The sequence below is a fragment of the Paenochrobactrum glaciei genome (assembly GCF_039522165.1).
Taxonomy (GTDB): domain Bacteria; phylum Pseudomonadota; class Alphaproteobacteria; order Rhizobiales; family Rhizobiaceae; genus Paenochrobactrum; species Paenochrobactrum glaciei.
This window is the reverse complement of record NZ_BAAADE010000005.1, coordinates 43,885-65,784: the sequence shown is the minus strand read 5'-3', so window position 1 is coordinate 65,784 and position 21,900 is coordinate 43,885. Positions and strand designations below refer to the sequence as shown.

The window sequence follows — 21,900 nt, the reverse complement described above, 5'->3', positions numbered from 1 at the left end:
TTATAATGCAATTACCAGTCTCAGGCTTGCGCCTTCACCTGTTCTTTAGCGCCAAGGCCAAAACGGTTTTCGATATAGTCGGCAACCATTTTCTGGAAATCTTCGGCAATTGCCGGTCCACGCAATGTGGTTACTTTTTTACCATCGACAAAAACCGGTGCTGACGGCGTTTCACCTGTGCCCGGCAATGAAATGCCAATATCAGCATGTTTCGATTCGCCCGGCCCATTAACGATGCAACCCATCACCGCAACAGAAAGCGCTTCGACACCTGGATATTTCTCACGCCAGACCGGCATATTCTTGCGGATATCATCCTGAATGGTCTGCGCCAGTTCCTGAAACACCGTCGAAGTGGTGCGTCCGCAACCAGGGCACGCCGCCACAATCGGAATAAACTGACGGAAGCCCATGGTCTGCAACAATTCCTGCGAGACCTGCACCTCACGGGTGCGGTCGCCACCTGGTTCCGGTGTCAGCGAAATGCGGATTGTGTCGCCGATACCCTGCTGCAACAAAATACCCATTGAAGCTGACGATGCCACCACGCCTTTGGTGCCCATCCCTGCTTCAGTCAGCCCCAGATGCAATGCATGGTTGGAGCGCTGCGCCAGCTCGGTATAGACCGCGATCAAATCCTGCACCTGACTGACTTTGGCAGACAGAATGATTTTGTCGCGCGGCAGACCAATTTCCTCCGCCAGATCAGCGGAAATCAACGCAGACTGCACAATTGCTTCCCGCATCACTTGCTGCGCGGTCAAAGGTGCACCTTCCGCCTGATTGCGATCCATCAAAGTGGTGAGCAATTCCTGATCAAGTGAACCCCAGTTCACGCCAATGCGCACCGGCTTATTATAGCGAATTGCCATTTCGACAATATCGGCAAACTGCTTGTCTTTTTTATCCTTGAAACCGACATTGCCCGGATTGATGCGATATTTCGCCAAAGCTTCGGCACAAGCGGGATGATCAGCCAGCAATTTATGGCCGATATAATGGAAATCTCCCACCAGCGGCACGTCGAGCCCCAAGCGCTCCAGACGTTCGCGGATTTTCGGCACAGCCGCAGCCGACTCATCACGGTCAACGGTAATGCGCACCAGTTCAGAACCTGCATGGTGAAGGGCTGCAACCTGCGCCACAGTGCCATCGATATCAGCCGTGTCCGTATTGGTCATCGACTGCACCACAACAGGCGCGCCGCCGCCCACTATCACACCGCCAACATCCACGCCAACAGAAGTGCGGCGGGCAAAAGGGTGCGAAAAATAGCTGATTTGTTCGGAGGCCATTTTATTCAATTCATCCAGGATTTTTTAAACTGCTCGATGGCTGCGCATTATGATCACAAATATCAAGTGCCATAAATTTATGGCTTTATATAGTCCCTTACAAGTCGCATGTCGCCCCTTGTCGGGGCAATCATGCAGAATTTTATTGGCTTTGCTTAATGTCCGCCATGATTATGGTCGGCAAAGCGTGCAAGCTTTGAAAAGACCAGCACCACAAGTAATAAAAGCGGCAGACAAGCAAAGACCAATGCGAAGCCATGAAACTTAGCAATCCAGCCAATCAGTGAGGGTGCCACCAGCGTGCCGGAATAGCCAAGACTGGTGGTGATCGACAGGCTGACACTTGGCACAACGCCCGGCACATTACCGGCCATCGAAAAGATGATTGGTGCCATATTGGAAATACCGATGCCGCATACAGCAAAACCGGCAATAGCCAGCCAGGGTGTCGGGGCAAAAGCTGCCATCAGCAAGCCGGTGATGGCCACCACCGTGCAGACCCGCAATGTGCTGACTGCGCCAAAGCGATCACGCACGCTGTCACCGGCAAAACGCATCATCGCCATTGTGAGAGAAAAAGCGGCAAAAGCAAAACTGGCGGTTTCAACCGATGCGCCATAATCCTGTCGCAGATAATAACTGCCCCAATCCATGATTGCCCCTTCCGGTATCATGGAAAATAAAGCCAAGATGCCAATAAGCCATGGCAGTGGTTGCCGCGGCAGGCTGAGTTTCGGGCGCTCGCTGGCTTCAGTGATTTTGTCTTCCAAAATCCGCCCCCAGGCAAAACTCAGCAGCAATCCGGCCACAACTGATACGATCACCCCATGTGCTAGTGAGCCAAGATGGATCAAAAGATAACCGGCACTGCCCGCCCCCAGCAATCCGCCAAGGCTCCAAAAAGCATGGCATGAAGACATCACCGCACGGCGGAGCGATTTTTCCATTGCCACCGCATTGGCATTCATCGCCACATCCATCGCCGCAATAAAGCCGCCAAAATAAAAAAGCACCAGAATTGCAATCGTCCCATGCGAAACAAGACTGATTAAAAGCAACACCGGCACCACGGCAAGGGCTGATATTTTAACAATAATCGCAGATCCGAAACGCGCACATAAAGCGCCGGAAAGCGGCATGAACAATACTGAGCCAATCCCGAAGATCAGGATCATCATCCCCATTTGCGCCGTATCAAATCCCATACGTGCTGCAAATTCAGGAATACGTGGTGCCCAGCTACCGAAGATATAGCCGTTCATTAAAAACAACAGTGCCACAGCCAAACGTGATGGCGGGAAAGCCGTTTTTAAACGCTGGAAAAGCGATGGAGTGATGGATGCAGAGGTCAAAAGGAGTGCGCCACTATTGATTTTGAAATAAAAAGAACGTCACCGTGCTTCTTTCAAAACCACGCAGATATGTCAAAACAATAGCGCATGACAAAATTCAAATAGTGACGGCTCCCCCCCCGTTTTCAGAAAGCTTACTTAAAAAAATATCCCCGCCGCTTGCGTTCAAACGGCGGGGATATTTGATTTCAGTTCGTGTCATATATTAATTGGCAAGAACCTGCTGTTCATAGACATAGTTGCCATCAGCATTTTTCTTCCACTCATACATGACGTAACCCGGCAGTTCCGCGTCACCTTTAGCATCAAAGGAAAGTGCGCCCAGAGCGGTCTGGAACGGTCCCTTTTCTTTCAGTGCTGCGGCGACCTGCTGCGGATCATTGCTACCAGCGGCTGCGGCTGCGGCTGCGATTGCCTGTGCAGCTGCATAGGAGTAGATGGTGTAGGCTTCAGGTTCGAAACCTGCTGCACGGAACTTCTCAACCAGTTCCTTATTGGCTGGATCCACACGTGGATCCGGACCAAAGGTGTTGAGTGTACCAATCACTGCATCACCGGCAATCGATGCCAATTCGTTATTCACGATCGCATCACCGGAAATGACAGGAACCTTCAAATTATTCTCAGCCAGCTGACGAATAATCAGACCACCTTCAGTATGCACACCACCCCAATAGATGGCTTCAATACCAGCAGCTTTTGCTTTGGTAATCAGAGCAGAGAAGTCTTTTTCGCCAACATTGACGCCTTCATAAAGAACTTCTTTGACACCAAGTTCGTTGAACTTCTTCTTGGTGGCATCTGCCAAACCCTGACCATAAGGGGTTTTATCGTGAACAACTGCGATTTTCTTATCTTTGAAATATTTCGCAATATATTCACCGGCAACGATACCCTGCTGGTCATCACGGCCACAGGTACGAAACACGTTCCACAAGCCTTTTTCAGTATAACCTGGATTGGTTGCACCAGGGCTCATCATCAGAATGCCGTTTTCGGCATAAACATCAGCAGCCGGAATAGCGACGCCAGAGTTATAAGGCCCGATCATGAACTGAACGCCGTCACCGGCAAATTTATTGGCGACCGAAATGCCCTGTTTAGGGTCAGAAACATCATCGCCGACAACGATTTTGATCTGTTCGCCGTTCATGCCGCCTTTGGCGTTGATTTCAGCAATAGCAGCTTCAGCGCCCTTCAAAATTTGCGCGCCATAGGTTGCATTCGGGCCGGTCATTGGTGCGCCGATACCGAACAAAACATCAGCCCATGCACCGCCGCTCATAGCCAGCAATGCAGACAGAGCAACACCAGTAAATAATGATTTTTTCAATTTCTCACTCCCTTTATCTTCAATTCCCCGACGGGCAGAGCCCGCCACTTCCGTATAATGCTATTTGAATTATGCTTATATTAAACGGCCGGTTTAACTGGATTTCTGACTACTTAGCCCTCCACGTCAAAAATGATGCCTTTTCATAGAGCCAACTATATTGGCTAACCATTTGTTTGGCTCTTGTATATCTGAAGCCTATGGATCCGATTATGATCAATACAATCGTATCTACCAGATAATAATGCAACGAAAGCATAGTACCTTCGAATAAGGCGTGATGGATAAAGCGCACTGCCACACCAAGCGGGATCAGGTAGCACAGCAAAATTGCGTAAGGGCGCCATGTTTGTGCACAGGCACGCCCCGTCATCCATGCAGCCCACCCGCCAAGCAGACAGGTGATCAGGATAAACAACCAGATAGATGATTCTTCGTAGAGAATTCCCTGCATGATTTGCCCCTTAATGCCTTCCGCCTTCGAGATAGGCAGCCCGCACTTCCGGATTTGCCAGTAGATCTGTGCCTGAACCGCTCATCGTGATGGAACCATTGACCATCACATAGCCGCGATCCGCCAGTTTCAATGCGCCAAACGCGTTTTGCTCAACCAGAAATACGGTCAGGCCGCGCGTACGGTTAAGCTCTTTAATCGCTTCAAAAATCTGTTTTACGATCAAAGGTGCCAAGCCGAGTGATGGCTCATCAAGCAATAACAAACGCGGACGTGCCATCAAAGCACGGGCAATGGCCAGCATTTGCTGCTCACCACCTGATAGTGTACCACCACGCTGATGCATACGTTCTTTCAAACGCGGGAAGAGCTCAAACATCAAAGCAACATCTTCTTCGAAGAATTGCTGATTATCGAGGCTCGCCCCCATTTGCAGATTTTCATAAACCGTCATACGCGGGAAAATACGGCGTCCCTCAGGTGATTGCGCAATACGAAGATGCGCAATCAGATGCGGCGGCATATTGGTTATATCCTGCCCATCAAAAATAACGCGTCCGGTACGCGCACGCGGCATACCGAAAATCGTCATCATCAAAGTTGATTTACCAGCACCGTTAGCACCAATAAGGGTAACAATTTCCCCCTCATTCACCACCATATCAATGCCTTTGAGGGCACAAATATTGCCGTAATAAGTTTCAACCTTATCAATTACCAGAAGCGGATTTTTATCCTGCATTATTGATCCCCTTCAGCCGGATTTTTATGACTGGCCGAGGTTTGATGGCTGGTCGGAACATCTCCTGCTTCAACCCGCTTTGAAAACTCCGTACCCTGTCCGGCAGCCAGTAATTTTGCCTGCCCCACCCAATCTTCACGCTCAATCCGGCCACCGAAGGCGAGGAATTCATCGAACTCAGCAATGTCTGCTTGCGTCCATGCCGCGATCTGGTCGAAGTGGAAAATACCGTGTTTATGAAGTTTCTCTTCATTGACGGCACCAACCCCTTTGATCAGGGTCAGATTATCCGGTGCGTCGCCACGCGGTGCCTGCAAAGCGCCTTTAGGCATAAAGCTTGCCGCGATTTGCTCTTTGGCAGCCTCATCACCTTGCTCAGCCAAAGCTTCCTTGGCCAAAGCAACTGTGACAAAATCCGCCGCATCGCTGCTTGCCGGGGCGTCTTCAATCAGCTCTGCAACTTCATCATCATCAACACCCAGATAGGCCGCAATCACCTTTGGATCATCACGGACAAATTCCGGTGAGCCATCAGAAATCTTGGTGCCGTATTCAAGCACGATAACGTGGTCGGATATTTCCATCACCACCGACATATCATGCTCAATGAGCAGGATAGAGGTGCCGGTTTCGTTTTTAATATCCAGCAACAGCTTGTTGAGTTCTGCCGATTCACGCGGGTTCAGACCTGCTGCCGGCTCATCGAGACAGAGCATTTCCGGCTCTGTGCACATGGCACGGGCAATTTCCAAGCGACGCTGATCACCATAGGGCAGATCACCGGCCGGATCATCCGCACGATCAATCAGATCGATTTTCTCAAGCCAGCGGGTGGCTTTCACAATCGCTTCCTTGGCCGCATGTTTATATGCAGGCAGCCCCAAAAGACCGAGGATTGTGTAACCTGACGAGCGCATCAGCTTGTTATGCTGTGCAACCAGCAAGTTTTCCAAAACGGTCAGTCCGGTAAACAAACGAATATTCTGGAAGGTTCGCGCCACATGCGCTTTCTGCGTGATTTTAAAATCAGGCAGACGTTCCAGTAAAAACTGCTCACCGGATTTGCGCGTCATGGTCAACATGCCACCGGTTGGTTTGTAAAAACCGGTAATGCAGTTGAACACGGTGGTTTTACCGGCCCCGTTCGGGCCGATAATCGCAGTAATTTCACCACGCTTTACATTAAAAGACAGGTCATTGATTGCAACCAGCCCGCCAAAACGCATGGATAAATGTTCTACCTTGAGAATATCATCTCCGGTTTTGTTGGTAGACATCATATTTGCTTCCGCCATTAGCCATGCCCTTCCTTAGTAAAGGCACCTGACACCATTTTTTTACCGTGCAGAAATGCGCTTGGTTCTCGTTTGCCGACAAAGCCGCGCGGTTTCCAAACCATCATCACAACCATCGCCAGACCGAAGATCAGCATACGATAAAGTTCCGGTGTGAAATCGGGTCCGAAAATGGCTTTCAGGAAGGTCATATCACGCAAGATTTCCGTGCCGCCAATCATCACAATGGCAGCCACCGCAATGCCCATGAGCGAGCCCATACCACCCAGAACCACAATTGCCAGAATGACGGCCGATTCCAAGAAGACAAACGATTCCGGACTGACAAAGCCCTGACGTGCAGCAAAGAAGGAGCCTGCAAAACCACCAAACATCGCACCGGTTGCAAAAGCAGTGAGCTTGGTTGTGGTTGTATTGATACCCAGTGAGCGGCAAGCAATTTCATCTTCACGCAATGCTTCCCATGCACGGCCAACCGGCATGCGACGCATTCTGATCGTCACCCATGCTGTCAGCAGTGCCAAGAACAGGATGACATAATAGAGGAAGATTTTGTAATGCGCTGCCGAGAAGGACATGCCGAAGGTTGCCGCAAAACCATTAGGTGTTGCATTAAACGGAATGCCGAAGAAGGTTGCTTTGGCAATGCCTGACACACCAAATGTACCTTTGGTCACATCCGTCCAGTTAATCAAAACAAGACGGATAATCTCACCAAATGCCAGTGTCACGATAGCCAGATAGTCACCGCGCAAACGCAAAACCGGAAAGCCTAAAATAACGCCCCAAAGGGCTGCAAAAATACCGGCCATCGGCAGCAAAATCCAGAAGGACAAGCCCCAATAGCTGGAGATCAATGCATAAGAATAAGCACCAACCGCATAGAAAGCGACATAGCCGAGATCAAGCAGACCTGCGAGCCCGACAACAATGTTCAGCCCCCAAGCCAGCATCACATAAATCAGGATCTGCACGCCAAAATTGTCGATCCATTTCAGTGATCCCTGCATGCCAAAGACATTGACGATGAACACAGGATAGATCAGCAGAATTGCAATGCCGATCTGCGCAATGTGTTTACGGATAAAAGACTGGCTTTCCGCTTTTACAGGCTGAGCCGCTTTTGCCATTTTGCGCTTATCAAGCCAAGGCTCCAGAAAAGCCTTGAATAAAAAGCGACCCACTGCTGCAATAGCGACAATTGTGAAAAGCTGTGGCCAGCGTGTGCTGATGATAAGTTGGTTATTAATATTCTGATCGGTTTTAAAGCCGACGATGAGAACAAAGAGCCCCAGAGCCAGAAGACCAGCCATGATGCCTTCGCGAATTGCTTTACCAAACACGGAATCCGAACGTGAAGACGATTGTAGCGCCATGATTACACCTTTTCGACTTCAGGACGGCCAAGAATACCCGACGGCATAAAGATCAGCACGATCGCAAGAATAGAGAATGCCGCGACATCTTTATAATCGATCGAGAAATATGCCGACCATAGCGCTTCAATAAGGCCGATGAGCAAGCCACCAACCACAGCACCAGGGAGCGAACCGATACCGCCAAGAACCGCTGCGGTGAATGCCTTTACGCCAGGGGTAAAGCCGTCTGCGAAAGAAATAACGCCGTAGAATGACAGATAAAGCGTACCGGCAACCGCGGCGAGCATCGCACCCATGACGAATGTTAGCGAAATAACACGATCCACATTAATGCCGAGCAGTGCCGCCATTTTGCGATCTTGTTCACAAGCACGTTGTGCGCGGCCAAGCGATGTGCGGTTAACCACATACCAGAAAGCCGTCAGCAGAACTGCTGTCACCACAACCACCACGATCTGCTTTAAAGAGATCGTTACGCCAGTGCCAAAGAGTGAATAAGAGCCATTAATCAGGTTTGGGATCGCTTTATTGCGCGGGCCTTGCGTAACCTGCACAAAGTTTGACAAAGCAATCGACATACCAATGGCTGTAATCAACGGTGCCAAGCGGAACGAACCACGCAAAGGACGGTATGCTACCCGCTCAATTGCCCAGCTCCAAAGACCAGTCAGCAACATTGCTACAATCATCATGATCAATAGCGCCAATGCGACAGGCAAAGCACCGATAAATGTCGTGATAATCAAAAAAACAATCAGCGCCATAAATGCGCCAAGCATGAAGACATCACCATGAGCAAAGTTGATCATGCCGATGATGCCATAAACCATCGTATAGCCGATGGCGATCAGACCGTAGATCGAACCGAGCGCAAGCCCATTGATCACTTGCTGAAGGAAATATTCCATCGAAGAGCCACCCATTATTTTATGCGGGACGTTATAATTATGCCCTGAACGGCTTGGTTGTTATCCCTAAAAACCAAAACTAAACGCTGTATTACGGAATGCAAGCGGTTTTCATATCAGACATTCGGCTAATAGAATTGCTCACTTCCCCACGAATCTGGTTAGATAATTGATACTAAAGGCTGTTTTCCTGCTTTTAATACCCGCAATAATTGTACTTCCACTTTCATTTCACCTTTTCAAAAAGAGCCGGTTTTTAAAAAATTTAAACAATTGAGTCGCTGAAAATTCATTTTAGAAAAATTTTCTACACCTGCTTGGAACTATTCCTGAGCTGACACGTTTCCATTTCACAGCATTAAAGAATTTTGAAGATTTAATGCGATGCGTAAATTTAGGTTTTAAGGAGTTAGACATGGCATCATCAACGGATAAAACCGCAGTAGAAGTACGCGATGCATTAGAAGCGCAGATCACAGAAATGCGCAAAGAAATCGCTTCTTTGACTAAATCACTTTCAAAGAAGGGCTCAAACCTTGCCGCTACAGCTGAAGATACAGCATCAGAATTTTATGATGTTGTGCGTGAGCGTGGCGCACAGGCAGCAGATAAAGTTTCGCAGCAAGCCCGCATCGTCAAAGAAACTGCACGGGAAAATCCGATTGCAACCCTTGCTGTTGTTGCCGGTATCAGTCTGCTGGTCGGTTTGATTGCTCGCAAATAAAGCAAGCCTTTTAAATGTACCGTTTAAATTTGCCGGTGAGCGCTGAATGAGTGATCACCGGTTGCAAGAGAGGGTGAGCTGTCCCTTGCCCCCAGATAACTCACCCTCTCTATAATTTTTAAAGCACAAAGATTGAGCTTGCCGGTCGTTAATACCAACTGACTGATCGTGTTTTGATCAGTCAAATTCTCTAACGTTGAAAATATCTTTCACCTGCTTGCCCCCATTCACACGAGAGAAAAACATGAACCGCAACACGCTTTATCTTCTGCTTGGCGCCCTCATCGTCATTATTATCGGCTTCAGTATTTACACCTACCAACAAGAAACCAAGCCATCCGGCGTTGAACTTAAAATCAACGAAAACGGTGTTTCTGTTGAACAAAACTAACTGTTAAAGAGCGCCGCTCCCCCTTTCGCCTTTCCTCCCAATTCAGACAATAAAAAAACGGGCTTGCGCCCGTTTTAAAACTCTTCAGATCAAGAAACCGAACTTATGCTGGCAGAATTGCGCCCTGCAAAGTCATCAGCTGGTGCAAGAAGGCTTCCAGCTTGGTACGGTGTTCATGATTGTCACTGTTGTCAAAGGAATGACGCGCTTCATCAATGCGACGCTGCAAATCGGAACGATCCAATTCGTCAATATGCGTTGCAGATTCTGCCAAGATAGAACAGCCATTTGGCGAAATATCAGCAAAACCACCATAAACAACATATGAATCAGCTTTGCCATCAGGTGTTTTAACACTGACAATGCCTGGCATGATTGTTGTCATCAACGGTGAATGTCCGGCAAGCGCGGTCAAATAGCCTTCGCTGCCCGGAATGACGACTTCCGTTACCTGCGTCGAAAGCAGAAGTCGCTCAGGCGACACCAGTTCGAATTGGAAAGCTACAGACATGGGTTCTCACTCAGATTGCTAAACAGACTGGAAGTCCCAGCAGGTCGCTACCTGCCGGGACTTCAACTTATTAGGCTGCTTCTGCTGCCATACGCTCTGCTTTTTCGATCGCTTCTTCAATAGATCCGACCATATAGAAAGCAGGTTCTGGGAGGTGATCGTAATCACCTGCGCAAAGGCCTTTAAAGCCTTTGATGGTGTCAGCAAGATCAACCAGCTTACCAGGAGAACCGGTGAAGATTTCAGCCACGAAGAATGGCTGGCTGAGGAAGCGTTCGATCTTACGAGCGCGCGCAACGGTCAGCTTATCTTCTTCAGACAATTCATCCATACCAAGAATGGCGATGATGTCCTGAAGGGACTTGTAGCGCTGCAGGATGGACTGAACCTGACGAGCAACTTCATAATGCTCTTCACCAACGATCATTGGGTCAAGCATACGGGAAGTTGAATCGAGCGGATCAACAGCAGGGTAAATACCCTTTTCAGCGATCGAACGGTTAAGAACGGTCGTTGCATCCAAATGCGCAAAGGATGTTGCCGGTGCAGGGTCGGTCAAGTCATCCGCAGGGACGTAAATCGCCTGAACGGAGGTAATCGAACCCTTGGTTGTTGTGGTAATGCGTTCCTGCATCTGACCCATGTCAGTTGCCAGTGTTGGCTGATAACCAACAGCAGAAGGAATACGACCCAACAGCGCCGACACTTCGGAACCAGCCTGTGTGAAGCGGAAGATGTTGTCCACGAAGAACAGAACGTCCTGACCTTCATCACGGAAGTTTTCCGCAATTGTCAAACCGGAGAGAGCAACACGTGCACGAGCACCCGGTGGTTCGTTCATCTGACCGTAAACGAGTGCAGCTTTGGAACCTTCACCGCCACCCATCTTGTTCACGCCGGATTCGATCATTTCGTGGTAAAGGTCGTTCCCTTCACGGGTACGCTCACCAACACCAGCGAATACAGAGTAACCACCGTGGGCTTTAGCCACGTTGTTGATCAATTCCATGATCAGAACGGTTTTACCAACGCCGGCACCACCGAAGAGACCAATTTTACCACCCTTGGCGTATGGCGCCAACAGGTCAACAACCTTAATACCGGTGACGAGAATCTCGGATTCTGTCGACTGTTCGATATATTCAGGCGCTTCCTGGTGAATTGCACGACGTGCAACTGTTTTAATCGGGCCGGCTTCGTCAACAGGCTCACCGATCACGTTCATGATACGGCCGAGTGTTTCTTCACCAACCGGAACCATAATAGGTGCACCGGTGTCGGTTACCTGCTGTCCGCGGACGAGACCTTCTGTCGAGTCCATCGCAATGGTACGAACAGTGTTTTCGCCCAAGTGCTGTGCAACTTCAAGCACGAGACGGGCACCGAGGTTATCTGTTTCCAGCGCGTTGAGAATCAGCGGCAGCTGACCATCTTCGAACTGAACGTCAACAACCGCACCAATCACCTGCTTGATACGTCCGACAGCACCAGTGGCGGCTGCTTTCGTTGCGGTAGACTTGGCAGAAGCCTTAGCCGGAGCCTTGGCCGCCTTATCTTCCGGCGCCGCCTTTGCTGCGGCGGTAGTTTTCGGGGTCGCTGCTTTAGCCATCGATCCTTACCTTCCGATTAGAGCGCTTCCGCGCCCGAAATGATTTCGATCAGTTCCTTAGTGATCTGGGCCTGACGCTGACGGTTATATGTGATCGACAATTTGTTGATCATATCACCGGCATTACGCGTCGCATTATCCATAGCACTCATCTTCGCGCCCATTTCGCCCGCCACATTTTCCAGCAATGCACGGAAAATCTGGACCGAAATATTACGCGGGATCAGCGTGCTGAGGATAGCCGCAGGATCAGGTTCGTATTCATAAATCGCGCCATCGGAACCGGTCGCTTCGCTGCTCTGCGGCGCAGAGGCCGGAATGAGCTGCAATGCAGTTGGCACCTGAGCGATGACCGACTTGAATTCAGAATAGAACAGTGTGCAAACGTCAAACGCACCTTCTTCAAACAGCTTGATGACCTTGTGGCCGATATCGTCCGCATGGATGAAAGCAAGCTGTTTGACTTCGCGCAGATTGACATGGTCGATAATGTTGGCAGCAAATTCACGACGCAGAATATCCGCGCCTTTTTTACCCACTGTCAAAATCTTGACCGTTTTGCCCTGGCTAAGGAGCTTTCTTGCATGATCGCGCGCATGACGTGCGATCTGTGAGTTAAAGCCACCGCAAAGGCCTCGTTCCGCCGTAGCGACGACGAGCAAATGCACGTCGTCCTTTCCGGTTCCGGTCATCAGCTGCGGAGCATCATCACCGCTTACATTCTCAGCAATGTTTGCCAAAACGGCACTCATACGCTGTGAGTAAGGGCGGGCTGCTTCCGCTGCTTCCTGGGCACGGCGCAGTTTAGCCGCAGCGACCATTTGCATCGCTTTGGTAATTTTCTGCGTCGCCTTGACCGAGGCGATACGGTTTCTCAGATCCTTTAGTGAAGGCATCCGTTCATCCCGTCACAAAGTTCAAGCAAAGGACTTGGCGTAAGCGTCAACCGCTGCCTTGAGCTTTGCCTTGATGTCATCGGTAAGAGCTTTCTCATCACGGATCGCTTCAAGCACATCTTTGTGCTCGGTGCGCAGTGAGGACAGAAGACCCTGTTCGAATTTGCCAACCTGATTAACAGCAATTGCATCGAGATAGCCGTTAACACCGGCATAAATCACTGCAACCTGTTCTTCTGTTTTCAGCGGCGAGAACTGCGGCTGCTTCAGAAGTTCGGTCAGACGTGCACCACGGTTCAAAAGACGCTGGGTTGCAGCATCAAGATCGGAACCGAACTGGGCGAATGCTGCCATTTCGCGGTACTGTGCGAGCTCACCTTTAATGGAGCCGGCAACCTGTTTCATCGCTTTGACCTGGGCCGCAGAACCAACGCGGGAAACAGACAGACCTACGTTCACAGCAGGACGGATACCCTGGTAGAACAGGTTCGTTTCCAAGAAGATCTGACCATCAGTAATCGAAATCACGTTGGTCGGAATAAAGGCAGAAACGTCGTTACCCTGTGTTTCAATAACTGGCAGAGCAGTCAAAGAACCGGCACCGTTTTCATCATTCAGCTTTGCAGCGCGCTCAAGCAGACGTGAGTGCAGATAGAAAACGTCACCAGGATATGCTTCACGGCCCGGAGGACGACGCAGCAACAGGGACATCTGACGGTAAGCAACAGCCTGCTTGGAAAGGTCATCATAACCGATCAGAGCGTGCTGGCCGTTGTCACGGAAATATTCACCGATAGCGCAACCTGCAAATGGTGCAAGGAACTGCATCGGTGCAGGATCAGAAGCAGTCGCTGCGATCACAACCGAATATTCCAGTGCGCCGCGTTCTTCGAGAACTTTAACAAACTGGGCAACAGTTGAACGCTTCTGACCAACAGCTACGTAAATGCAGAACAGTTTATCTTTGTCCGGACCATTATCATGGATCGGCTTCTGGTTAAGGAAGCTGTCGAGAATGATAGCGGTTTTACCTGTCTGACGGTCACCAATGACCAGCTCGCGCTGACCACGACCAACAGGGATAAGGGCGTCAATCGCCTTCAGACCGGTCGACATTGGCTCATGCACCGACTTACGCGGGATGATACCAGGAGCTTTAACGTCAACACGACGGCGTTCGGTCGCAACAATCGGACCTTTACCATCGATTGGATTACCAAGAGCGTCAACAACACGACCAAGAAGACCCGGACCAACCGGTACGTCAACGATCGCGCCCGTACGCTTAACAGTATCGCCTTCCTTGATGTCACGGTCGGATCCGAAGATAACAACACCGACATTGTCGCTTTCAAGGTTGAGCGCCATGCCGCGAATGCCACCAGGGAATTCGACCATTTCACCGGCCTGAACATTGTCCAGACCGTAGACGCGTGCAATACCGTCACCGACGGACAGAACCTGACCGACTTCGGAGACCTCAGCCTCCTTGCCAAAGTTCTTGATTTGCTCTTTCAGGATTGCGGAAATTTCCGCGGCGCGGATGTCCATCAGCCGACCTCTTTCAGTGCAAGCTTGAGAGAAGATAGTTTAGTGCGAAGAGAAGTGTCAATCTGGCGCGAACCCATCTTGACGATAAGCCCGCCGAGAATCGACGGATCGACAGTGACATTGATTGCCACGTCCTTGCCGGCAACACTCTTCAGCGTTGCCTTCAATTCATTTTGCTGTGCGGTGGTCAGCTCGTAAGCAGACACAACATCAGCAGAAACTTCACCGCGATGCTCAGCAGCAATATTGCGGAAAGCTGCAATAATGCCCGGCATCACGAATAAACGACGATTGCGTGCCACAACACGCAACAGATTTCCGACCAGCCCCTTGATGCCTGCCTTATCGGCGACATTGGAAATAGCGCGCAGCTGATCTTCAGAGGTAAATACCGGACTGTTAATCAAACGGCGCAGATCTTCACTTCCTTCCAGAAGTGCTTCAAAGCGACCAAGATCTTTTTCCACAGCGGCAACGGAATTGGTGTCGAGTGCCAAATCGAATAACGATCCTGCATAACGCTGAGCGACACCTGAAATGAGCGAAGACGTTTCTGTCACGAAATACCAGCTCTCTACGTTGCAATCATAATTTTGGCTTTTTGTTTAGCCAAATTACGATCTGATTGAATGTTTCCGGAGAAACCTTTGACTACATAAGTAGCCGCACTGAATTTTGAATGCCGTCTAGCATAGACCAGCGGGACTCGCAACACGCGAATACCCCACTTTTCTATAACCTTGGCAGCAATTTTGGTATATTTTGCAGCTCAATGCTTACAAACTACCTTTATTGCACCAAACCGAAGGCAAAAAGCAGCGGTCCGGCAGCCAAGAAAAACTCTAGAATCGCAAAACTCCAATTATAGATTGAACTGGTTTTGTCCGACATAATTGAAATAAAACGACCAAATAATGTAAAGCCCCAAGCGGCGCCGATTACAAGCCATAAAAACGGCTGTGCGAAGATTAAACAGCCAAGTCCTACCCCTAAATAAAACCCGGCCATCGTTGACCGGATTGTTGCCAAGCCCTCCTTACGGCCACCCGACAAATCCAGACGCAGTAATTTCAGCGTAAAGGCGGGCGCAAAAAACATTACCAGCCCGAATAATGAGGTAATGAGGGCACTTGTCCATGCCATCCATTCCCCGTTACTTGACGGCAGATAGAACTCCATTTTGATATCCCTGTCTGACTTTTCTCAATAAGCATAAAGTAGCATCGAAAAGCTGATTGTTACTGTCCGATACTTTATAAAAAACTCTGCGGATCAATATCGACCTGCACCCGCAGGTTTCCTTTAATCTTTGGCGCTCTTTCTAGCAATGCCCTCATATAGGCCTGAATGTCGGCACGCTTGCTGCCATGGATCAACAAACGATAGCGATAACGGCCACGCACAAAGGCCAAAGGCGCTTCAGCCGGCCCCATAACAGACAATTCAGACGAATGCGGCGCAGCACGCCTTAAAGCGCGCGCGTGATTCTCTGCTTCCACACGGTTCTCGCCAGAAATAATCAATGAAGCCAAACGACCAAACGGCGGCAGACCATTTCGTTCACGTTCATCAATCTCGCGCTCGTAAAAAGCTTCCACATCTCCACTGATTATTGCCTGCATCACCGGATGATCCGGTTGATAAGTCTGCAAAAGTCCGAGACTTTTCTTACCCGTTCGCCCTGCACGCCCTGTCACCTGATTAAGCAATTGGAAGGTGCGTTCAGCCGCGCGCGGATCCCCATTGGCAAGCCCCAGATCGGCATCCACCACGCCCACAAGCGTCATATTGGGGAAGTTATGCCCCTTAGCGACCAATTGCGTGCCGATCACAATATCGGCTTCGCCCTTGGAAATTGCCTCCAGCTCTAACCGTAAGCGTTTAACGCCCCCTGCCATATCGGAAGAAAGCACAATGATTCGCGCTTTCGGAAAGAGCGCTTCGGCCTCTTCAGCAATGCGCTCCACACCCGGACCGCAAGCGACCAGATGGTCAAGCGTACCGCATTCCGGACAAGCTTCCGGCACCGGCTCATGATAGCCGCACTGGTGGCACATCAACTGGCCGCGGAAGCGGTGCTCGACCAGCCAGCTTGAACAGCTCGGGCATTGGAAGCGATGACCGCAGACGCGACATAATGTCAGAGGCGCATAACCACGACGATTAAGGAAAAGCAGCGCCTGCTCGCCACGTTCAATGGTTTTGCCCATCACTTCCGTTAAAGCAGGCGACAAAAAGCGACCGGGTGGCGGCGGTGAACGCCGCATGTCGATGGTTTTAAGCGTCGGCAGAGCCGCATCCGCATAACGGCTATAGAGTTTGATTCGCGTATAACGCCCCTGATCGGCATTCACCTGACTTTCAATCGACGGTGTTGCAGAGGCAAGCACCACCGGAAAGCCGCCAATATGGCCGCGCACCACCGCCATATCCCGCGCATTATAAAAAACGCGGTCTTCCTGTTTATAGGCCGGATCATGTTCTTCATCGACAACGATCAGGCCCAAATCCTGAAACGGCAAAAACAGCGCTGAACGCGCACCGGCGACAATCTTCACTGTGCCTTCTGCCACTTGCCGCCACACACGCTCACGGCTGCGCGGCGCAAGGTCTGAGTGCCATTCGGCAGGTTTCGAGCCGAATCGGTCATGGAAGCGATCCAGAAACTGCTGTGTCAGCGCAATTTCCGGCAGCAGGATCAGCACTTGCCGCCCCTGCTCCAAGGCGCGTGCCACCGCCTCAAAATAAACTTCCGTTTTACCCGAGCCCGTCACACCGTCGATCAGAGAGACAGAAAAGCGTTTAGCATCAATCGCTTCCACCAGTCTGTCAGCTGCATCACGCTGATCTTCGGAAAGCGAGGCACGGGCAAAATTAGTATCAGGCGGCGCTACAACAGGCGGAGCCGGAATGAAAACATCCTCAAACAGCCCTTGCGCCTTCAAACCATCAATAACCGTTGCGGAAACGCCAGCCACATGGGCAAGGCCGGTGCGTGTCCATGCCAAGCCATTGCCCGCATGTTCCAGCACCCTTAAACGCGCTGAGGTTAAGCGTTCCGGCTCACCGCCTGTATAACGCAAGCCCGCAATCGGCGGTTCCGGATCAAAGGCAGTCGGAACGCGCAAAATCATCCGCGCCACCATGCCCGGAGGTGACAGCGTATAATCAGCGGCCCACAGCATAAATTTGATGATGTCAGGATGGATCAATGGGCAGTCAAAAACCTCAGCGATGCTTTTCAGTTTTTTCGGATCAACCTTGTCCACTGCGCCGTCAACAACAATGCCAGGCACCAGTCTTGGCCCCAGCGGCACACGCACCACAGAGCCCGGCTGCACCGACATGCCATCGGGAACCAAATAGGAATAAGGCCGTTCAGACGGCAAAGGCACCAGCACCGGCACGATCCTAGCCTGCTTGTGCGGTGCCTGATCTTGGCCTTGGTCTGGAGAAAAAAACGAATCTTGCATCATGAGCGTGACCTTGGCGCGGCTTTGCGTTAAAGAAAAGTCACCTTTGCGCAATATGCTTATAAAAGCTCCCATCCGGATGAAGGAAACCTGTTATGAAATTCTTCGTAGATACCGCCGATGTCAATGATATCCGTGAACTGAATGATTTAGGTCTGGTTGACGGTGTTACAACCAACCCGTCGCTGATTCTTAAATCAGGCCGCGATATTCTTGAAGTCACCAAAGAAATCTGCAGCATTGTTGATGGTCCGGTTTCAGCTGAAGTTGCAGCAACCGACTATGCAACCATCATGAAAGAAGCAGCTGTTATTGCTAAGATCGCAGACAATATCTGCATCAAGCTGCCGCTGACCCTTGATGGTTTGAAAGCTTGTAAGGCGCTGACTTCAGACGGCCACCAGACCAACGTGACCCTTTGCTTCTCCGCCAATCAGGCGCTGCTGGCTGCAAAGGCCGGTGCCACTTATGTTTCCCCGTTCATCGGCCGTATTGATGATATCGGCCTCAACGGTATGGAACTGATTGCTGAAATCCGTTCGATCTTCGACAATTATGATTTCAACACCCAAATTCTGGCGGCATCGGTTCGCACCGTAAACCACGTTAAAGAAGCAGCTCTCATCGGCGCTGACGTGGTCACTGCACCACCAGCAACCCTGAAAGCTCTGGTCAAGCATCCGCTGACCGACAAAGGCCTGGAAACATTTCTGGCTGACTGGGCAAAAACCGGCCAGTCGATCGCTTAATAGCCTTTGCTTTAGCTTTTAAGCGACTGCAATAAAAATACCGGCGCAGACCAACTGTGCCGGTTTTTTATTGCTCACGTAAAGTTGTGGAAGAAAGTCTGGAACGGGGCCCGTGTAAAAACACCCATGCGGGTGCGGGGCGTTTGGCAAGGCTTGCTGCATCCCGTTCATTCAACCGGAAAGGCGCATAAGTTTGTGCCATCCGCGATGTCAGTGATGTGAGGCTCGCATTGGGGCGATCAATCACAGCGATTGGAAACTGATCAGCAATCTGACGCCAGCGATCCCAGCGGTGAAACTGCCCCAGATTATCCGCCCCCATAATCCAGACAAAATTGACATGCGGATTGGCGGCTTTAATCAGCGCCAATGTGTCGGCGGTAAAGCGCACTTTATGCGCCGCCTCTAATGCGGTTATTTTTATGCGCGGATCACGGGCCAATTGACGACTCGCACGCAAGCGATCTTTTAACGGTGCCAAATCACGCGCATTTTTAAGCGGGCTTCCGGGCGTCACCATCCACCAGAGCTGATCAAGCTTTAAGCGACGCAATGCAATTTCCGCGACCAGCACATGTCCGGCATGCGGTGGATTGAACGAACCGCCGAATAATCCCACGCTCATGCCCTTTTCCACATGCGGCATGCGCAAATCACACAGGCTCACATCAGGATAAAGTTCTTTCAGCGTGGAAAATCCGGAGGCGTTCACCATCGGGGACTTAGCCGTTAAGCTCGCGTCTGGCCGTTGCCGTGGACGCGATATTTAAACGAGGTTAGCTGCTCAACACCCACCGGCCCGCGCGCATGCATTTTGCCCGTGGCAATGCCGATTTCGCCGCCCATGCCAAACTCGCCGCCATCGGCAAATTGGGTCGAGGCATTATGCACAAGAATGGCTGAATCGATCTCATTAAAGAAACGCTCAACGGCTTTCTCGTCCTGCGCAATAATTGCTTCAGTGTGATGGGATGAATATTGCCCGATATGGCCAATCGCATCCCCCACACCATCAACAAGCTTCACCGAAAGAATCGCATCCAGATATTCGGTTGACCAATCGGCATCACTCGCAGACTTGGCATTTGCAAAGCGGGCAACCACATCAGCATCACCGCGGATTTCACATCCCTTAGCGCTCAAGGCTTCTAAGATTGGCACCAGATGGCTGTCTGCCACTTTACGGTCAACCAGCAAAGTTTCTGCCGCGCCGCAAATACCGGTGCGGCGCATTTTGGCGTTCACAACCACATTAACCGCCATATCCAGTTCGGCAGAGGCATCAATATACACATGGCAGATGCCTTCAAGATGAGCAAAAACCGGCACACGCGCTTCATTTTGCACGCGCTCTACCAAGCTTTTGCCACCACGCGGCACAATCACATCAATATTGCCATTCAGGCCTTTCAGCATTTCACCAACGGCAGCACGATCTGTGGTCGGCACAATCTGAATAGCATCGCGTGGCAGGCCGGCACTTTCCAAGCCGCTTACAAGAGCTGCATGAATAGCGCGCGATGAATGGGCTGAATCTGAACCACCACGCAAAACAACCGCATTACCGGCTTTAAGGCATAACGCCCCTGCATCAGCGGTTACATTCGGGCGGCTTTCATAAATCACGCCGATCACCCCAAGCGGGGTGCGAACGCGTTCAATGTTCAAACCGTTCGGGCGATCCCACGCAGCAATCACATCACCAACCGGATCTTTCAAACCGGCAATAGCGCGAATGGCATCGGCAATGCCGTTCAAGCGGCCTTCATCAAGTTTCAGACGATCAATGAAAGAAGCGGCAGTACCAGCGCTTTCCGCATTGGCGACATCAATTTTGTTCGCTTCTAAAATCGCTGCACTTTGTGCAATGATTGAGTCGGCCATCGCCAACAGGGCTTTGTTCTTCTGCTCTGCCGGAGCGATGCTTAATGGGGCAGCAGCGGCTCGTGCGCGCTTACCAATCTCTGCCATCACCTGTGCAACTGTCATATCAGCCCCGACTTTATCAAGCATTCCCATAGCCCTCTTTTAGTCTGCCTTTTCTCAACTCAGGCAGATTTGCTCCCACGCACCACCAGATCATTGCGATGCACCATCGCTGCACGGCCATCATAGCCCAACAACGCACTGATCTCATCACTTTTATGGCCTGCCACCAAAAGCGCGTCATGCACATCATAGGCAATCAGACCGCGGGCAATTTCAATACCGCCATCATTCATCACAGCAACCGTATCGCCACGCTGGAATTGGCCTTCCACGCGGGTGACACCGGCAGGCAACAAAGACTTACCCTTTTTAAGTGCAGCCGCAGCACCGGCATCAACATAAAGACGGCCAGCCGGTTCCAGATTACCGGAAATCCATGTTTTCCAGGCATTAACCGGTTGCAAAGACGGCTTGAACAGACTGGCACGTTCACCGCGATCAATTGCTGCCAGCGGATTAAGCCGCGCACCGGAAGTGATAATCATCGCCGTACCGGCAGCATTGGCAATCTTGCCGGCATCAAGCTTCGTCTTCATGCCGCCACGCGACAATTCAGAAGCCGCAGCCCCTGCCATGGCTTCAATTTCAGGGGTGATATTTTCAATAAGCGGCAAAAATTCCGCATTCGGGTCTTTGTGTGGCGGAGCCGAATAAAGACCATCAATATCAGAAAGCAGGATCAGAAGATCCGCACCAATCATCGTTGCAACACGTGCCGCCAAACGATCATTATCACCATAGCGGATTTCACTGGTGGCAACCGTATCATTTTCGTTGATGATCGGGATCGCCTTCAGCTTCAGAAGCGTCTCGATGGTAGCGCGCGCATTCAGATAGCGGCGACGCTCTTCTGTGTCAGAGAGCGTGAGCAGAACCTGACCCGCCTGAATATCATGCGCGCCCAGCACATCGGCATAGGCTTTAGCAAGAGCAATCTGACCGGCAGCAGCGGCTGCCTGACTTTCTTCCAGCTTCAGCGCCTTTTTGGGCAGTTTCAAAATAGTGCGCCCCAATGCAATCGCACCAGAAGACACCACCAGAACCTCAACCCCTTGCGCTGATAAAGCGGCGATATCCTGCCCCAGACTATCCAGCCACTCGCGCTTCAAACCGGTCGCCCGATCAACCAATAAAGCAGAACCGATTTTTACAACAATCCGCTTATATTGATTGAGAGCCGCCAGACCCTTCTCGCCATTCCCGCCCATGTCATTCTCTTATGTTTTTTGGCTCTTATATGTTTTGGGTT

At 50.7% G+C, this 21,900-nt stretch carries 21 protein-coding genes; 3 read left to right on the top strand and 18 right to left on the bottom strand.

The genetic code is table 11. The features are described from left to right. Window positions 1-20 precede the first annotated feature (20 nt). The 8 genes from ispG to ABDZ76_RS12705 form a co-directional block, all read right to left on the bottom strand. On the bottom strand, window positions 21-1,295 hold the full coding sequence (gene ispG, locus ABDZ76_RS12740) for a flavodoxin-dependent (E)-4-hydroxy-3-methylbut-2-enyl-diphosphate synthase (protein ID WP_343806077.1): 1,275 nt from the start codon (window positions 1,293-1,295) through the stop codon (window positions 21-23). Between the two features lie 155 nt (window positions 1,296-1,450). Further along, entirely contained in the window at window positions 1,451-2,581 is a 1,131-nt protein-coding gene (locus ABDZ76_RS12735; RefSeq protein WP_374844632.1) for an MFS transporter, read from the bottom strand. Window positions 2,582-2,852: 271 nt separating this feature from the next. Beyond that, window positions 2,853-3,980, bottom strand: a complete 1,128-nt coding sequence (locus ABDZ76_RS12730; protein ID WP_343806075.1) for a branched-chain amino acid ABC transporter substrate-binding protein — start codon at window positions 3,978-3,980, stop codon at window positions 2,853-2,855. Between the two features lie 109 nt (window positions 3,981-4,089). Then, the gene (locus tag ABDZ76_RS12725) at window positions 4,090-4,434 is read right to left on the bottom strand and encodes a DUF6867 family protein (protein WP_343806073.1); all 345 of its coding nucleotides are present in this window, start codon (window positions 4,432-4,434) and stop codon (window positions 4,090-4,092) included. A gap of 10 nt (window positions 4,435-4,444) precedes the next feature. After that, window positions 4,445-5,176 carry an ABC transporter ATP-binding protein gene (locus ABDZ76_RS12720; protein WP_343806071.1) on the bottom strand — a complete coding sequence of 244 codons (732 nt, stop codon included), beginning with the start codon at window positions 5,174-5,176 and terminating at the stop codon, window positions 4,445-4,447. Beyond that, window positions 5,176-6,453 carry an ATP-binding cassette domain-containing protein gene (locus ABDZ76_RS12715; protein WP_343806272.1) on the bottom strand — a complete coding sequence of 426 codons (1,278 nt, stop codon included), beginning with the start codon at window positions 6,451-6,453 and terminating at the stop codon, window positions 5,176-5,178. The genes ABDZ76_RS12720 and ABDZ76_RS12715 overlap by 1 nt, the downstream gene beginning before the upstream one ends. Before the next feature lie 17 nt (window positions 6,454-6,470). After that, entirely contained in the window at window positions 6,471-7,847 is a 1,377-nt protein-coding gene (livM, locus tag ABDZ76_RS12710; RefSeq protein ID WP_343806069.1) for a high-affinity branched-chain amino acid ABC transporter permease LivM, read from the bottom strand. Window positions 7,848-7,849: 2 nt separating this feature from the next. Next, window positions 7,850-8,758 carry a branched-chain amino acid ABC transporter permease gene (locus ABDZ76_RS12705; protein WP_343806270.1) on the bottom strand — a complete coding sequence of 303 codons (909 nt, stop codon included), beginning with the start codon at window positions 8,756-8,758 and terminating at the stop codon, window positions 7,850-7,852. Window positions 8,759-9,173: 415 nt separating this feature from the next. Here ABDZ76_RS12705 and ABDZ76_RS12700 point away from each other — a divergent pair, with 415 nt between their 5' ends. Together ABDZ76_RS12700 and ABDZ76_RS12695 are read left to right on the top strand one after the other, a co-directional pair. Beyond that, window positions 9,174-9,482: an ElaB/YgaM/YqjD family protein gene (locus ABDZ76_RS12700; protein ID WP_343806067.1), complete on the top strand. Its 309-nt coding sequence runs from the start codon at window positions 9,174-9,176 to the stop codon at window positions 9,480-9,482. A 244-nt stretch (window positions 9,483-9,726) separates the two neighbouring features. Continuing rightward, on the top strand, window positions 9,727-9,873 hold the full coding sequence (locus ABDZ76_RS12695) for a hypothetical protein (protein ID WP_184222597.1): 147 nt from the start codon (window positions 9,727-9,729) through the stop codon (window positions 9,871-9,873). A 103-nt stretch (window positions 9,874-9,976) separates the two neighbouring features. Here the strand turns inward: ABDZ76_RS12695 and ABDZ76_RS12690 are convergent, their stop codons facing one another. From ABDZ76_RS12690 to ABDZ76_RS12660, 7 genes are all read right to left on the bottom strand, one after another. Next, window positions 9,977-10,384 (bottom strand): F0F1 ATP synthase subunit epsilon, encoded by a 408-nt coding sequence (locus tag ABDZ76_RS12690; RefSeq protein WP_343806064.1) that lies wholly within the window; start codon window positions 10,382-10,384, stop codon window positions 9,977-9,979. Window positions 10,385-10,454: 70 nt separating this feature from the next. Beyond that, window positions 10,455-11,993, bottom strand: coding sequence for a F0F1 ATP synthase subunit beta (gene atpD, locus ABDZ76_RS12685; RefSeq protein WP_343806062.1), 1,539 nt, complete (start codon window positions 11,991-11,993; stop codon window positions 10,455-10,457). Between the two features lie 17 nt (window positions 11,994-12,010). Continuing rightward, on the bottom strand, window positions 12,011-12,889 hold the full coding sequence (locus ABDZ76_RS12680; RefSeq protein ID WP_343806059.1) for a F0F1 ATP synthase subunit gamma: 879 nt from the start codon (window positions 12,887-12,889) through the stop codon (window positions 12,011-12,013). Window positions 12,890-12,910: 21 nt separating this feature from the next. Then, window positions 12,911-14,440: a F0F1 ATP synthase subunit alpha gene (atpA, locus tag ABDZ76_RS12675; protein ID WP_184222605.1), complete on the bottom strand. Its 1,530-nt coding sequence runs from the start codon at window positions 14,438-14,440 to the stop codon at window positions 12,911-12,913. Beyond that, window positions 14,440-15,000: a F0F1 ATP synthase subunit delta gene (locus ABDZ76_RS12670; RefSeq protein ID WP_343806056.1), complete on the bottom strand. Its 561-nt coding sequence runs from the start codon at window positions 14,998-15,000 to the stop codon at window positions 14,440-14,442. Before ABDZ76_RS12670 ends, atpA begins: the two co-directional genes overlap by 1 nt. Window positions 15,001-15,229: 229 nt before the next feature. Next, a complete protein-coding gene (locus ABDZ76_RS12665; protein WP_343806054.1) occupies window positions 15,230-15,619 on the bottom strand; it encodes an AGROH133_08824 family phage infection protein in 390 nt (129 codons plus the stop codon). A gap of 74 nt (window positions 15,620-15,693) precedes the next feature. After that, the gene (locus ABDZ76_RS12660) at window positions 15,694-17,913 is read right to left on the bottom strand and encodes a primosomal protein N' (protein WP_343806268.1); all 2,220 of its coding nucleotides are present in this window, start codon (window positions 17,911-17,913) and stop codon (window positions 15,694-15,696) included. 95 nt (window positions 17,914-18,008) lie between these two features. On the opposite strand from ABDZ76_RS12660, the gene fsa reads away from it, so the two are divergent. Then, complete coding sequence (gene fsa / locus ABDZ76_RS12655) at window positions 18,009-18,662, top strand: fructose-6-phosphate aldolase (protein WP_184222613.1); 654 nt, start codon at window positions 18,009-18,011, stop codon at window positions 18,660-18,662. A 67-nt stretch (window positions 18,663-18,729) separates the two neighbouring features. Here the strand turns inward: fsa and ABDZ76_RS12650 are convergent, their stop codons facing one another. The 3 genes from ABDZ76_RS12650 to proB are packed head-to-tail and all read right to left on the bottom strand — an operon-like array spanning window position 18,730 to window position 21,859. After that, window positions 18,730-19,377, bottom strand: a complete 648-nt coding sequence (locus ABDZ76_RS12650) for a nicotinate-nucleotide adenylyltransferase (protein WP_374844630.1) — start codon at window positions 19,375-19,377, stop codon at window positions 18,730-18,732. Between the two features lie 14 nt (window positions 19,378-19,391). Next, window positions 19,392-20,675 (bottom strand): glutamate-5-semialdehyde dehydrogenase, encoded by a 1,284-nt coding sequence (locus ABDZ76_RS12645; RefSeq protein ID WP_343806051.1) that lies wholly within the window; start codon window positions 20,673-20,675, stop codon window positions 19,392-19,394. A 35-nt stretch (window positions 20,676-20,710) separates the two neighbouring features. Further along, complete coding sequence (gene proB, locus ABDZ76_RS12640; RefSeq protein WP_343806049.1) at window positions 20,711-21,859, bottom strand: glutamate 5-kinase; 1,149 nt, start codon at window positions 21,857-21,859, stop codon at window positions 20,711-20,713. Window positions 21,860-21,900 lie beyond the last annotated feature (41 nt).

Excerpts from the sequence above, each read along its gene's own strand:
- ABDZ76_RS12720 (WP_343806071.1), bottom strand. The coding sequence starts at position 5,176 with ATGCAGGATAAAAATCCGCTTCTGGTAATTGATAAGGTTGAAACTTAT.
- ABDZ76_RS12645 (WP_343806051.1), bottom strand. The coding sequence starts at position 20,675 with ATGCTTGATAAAGTCGGGGCTGATATGACAGTTGCACAGGTGATGGCA.
- ABDZ76_RS12715 (WP_343806272.1), bottom strand. The coding sequence starts at position 6,453 with ATGTCTACCAACAAAACCGGAGATGATATTCTCAAGGTAGAACATTTA.
- ABDZ76_RS12705 (WP_343806270.1), bottom strand. The coding sequence starts at position 8,758 with ATGGAATATTTCCTTCAGCAAGTGATCAATGGGCTTGCGCTCGGTTCG.
- ABDZ76_RS12665 (WP_343806054.1), bottom strand. The coding sequence starts at position 15,619 with ATGGAGTTCTATCTGCCGTCAAGTAACGGGGAATGGATGGCATGGACA.
- livM (WP_343806069.1), bottom strand. The coding sequence starts at position 7,847 with ATGGCGCTACAATCGTCTTCACGTTCGGATTCCGTGTTTGGTAAAGCA.
- ABDZ76_RS12695 (WP_184222597.1), top strand. The coding sequence starts at position 9,727 with ATGAACCGCAACACGCTTTATCTTCTGCTTGGCGCCCTCATCGTCATT.
- fsa (WP_184222613.1), top strand. The coding sequence starts at position 18,009 with ATGAAATTCTTCGTAGATACCGCCGATGTCAATGATATCCGTGAACTG.
- ABDZ76_RS12660 (WP_343806268.1), bottom strand. The coding sequence starts at position 17,913 with ATGCAAGATTCGTTTTTTTCTCCAGACCAAGGCCAAGATCAGGCACCG.
- ispG (WP_343806077.1), bottom strand. The coding sequence starts at position 1,295 with ATGGCCTCCGAACAAATCAGCTATTTTTCGCACCCTTTTGCCCGCCGC.
- atpA (WP_184222605.1), bottom strand. The coding sequence starts at position 14,440 with ATGGACATCCGCGCCGCGGAAATTTCCGCAATCCTGAAAGAGCAAATC.
- ABDZ76_RS12650 (WP_374844630.1), bottom strand. The coding sequence starts at position 19,377 with ATGGTGAACGCCTCCGGATTTTCCACGCTGAAAGAACTTTATCCTGAT.
- ABDZ76_RS12690 (WP_343806064.1), bottom strand. The coding sequence starts at position 10,384 with ATGTCTGTAGCTTTCCAATTCGAACTGGTGTCGCCTGAGCGACTTCTG.
- atpD (WP_343806062.1), bottom strand. The coding sequence starts at position 11,993 with ATGGCTAAAGCAGCGACCCCGAAAACTACCGCCGCAGCAAAGGCGGCG.
- ABDZ76_RS12725 (WP_343806073.1), bottom strand. The coding sequence starts at position 4,434 with ATGCAGGGAATTCTCTACGAAGAATCATCTATCTGGTTGTTTATCCTG.
- ABDZ76_RS12700 (WP_343806067.1), top strand. The coding sequence starts at position 9,174 with ATGGCATCATCAACGGATAAAACCGCAGTAGAAGTACGCGATGCATTA.
- proB (WP_343806049.1), bottom strand. The coding sequence starts at position 21,859 with ATGGGCGGGAATGGCGAGAAGGGTCTGGCGGCTCTCAATCAATATAAG.
- ABDZ76_RS12680 (WP_343806059.1), bottom strand. The coding sequence starts at position 12,889 with ATGCCTTCACTAAAGGATCTGAGAAACCGTATCGCCTCGGTCAAGGCG.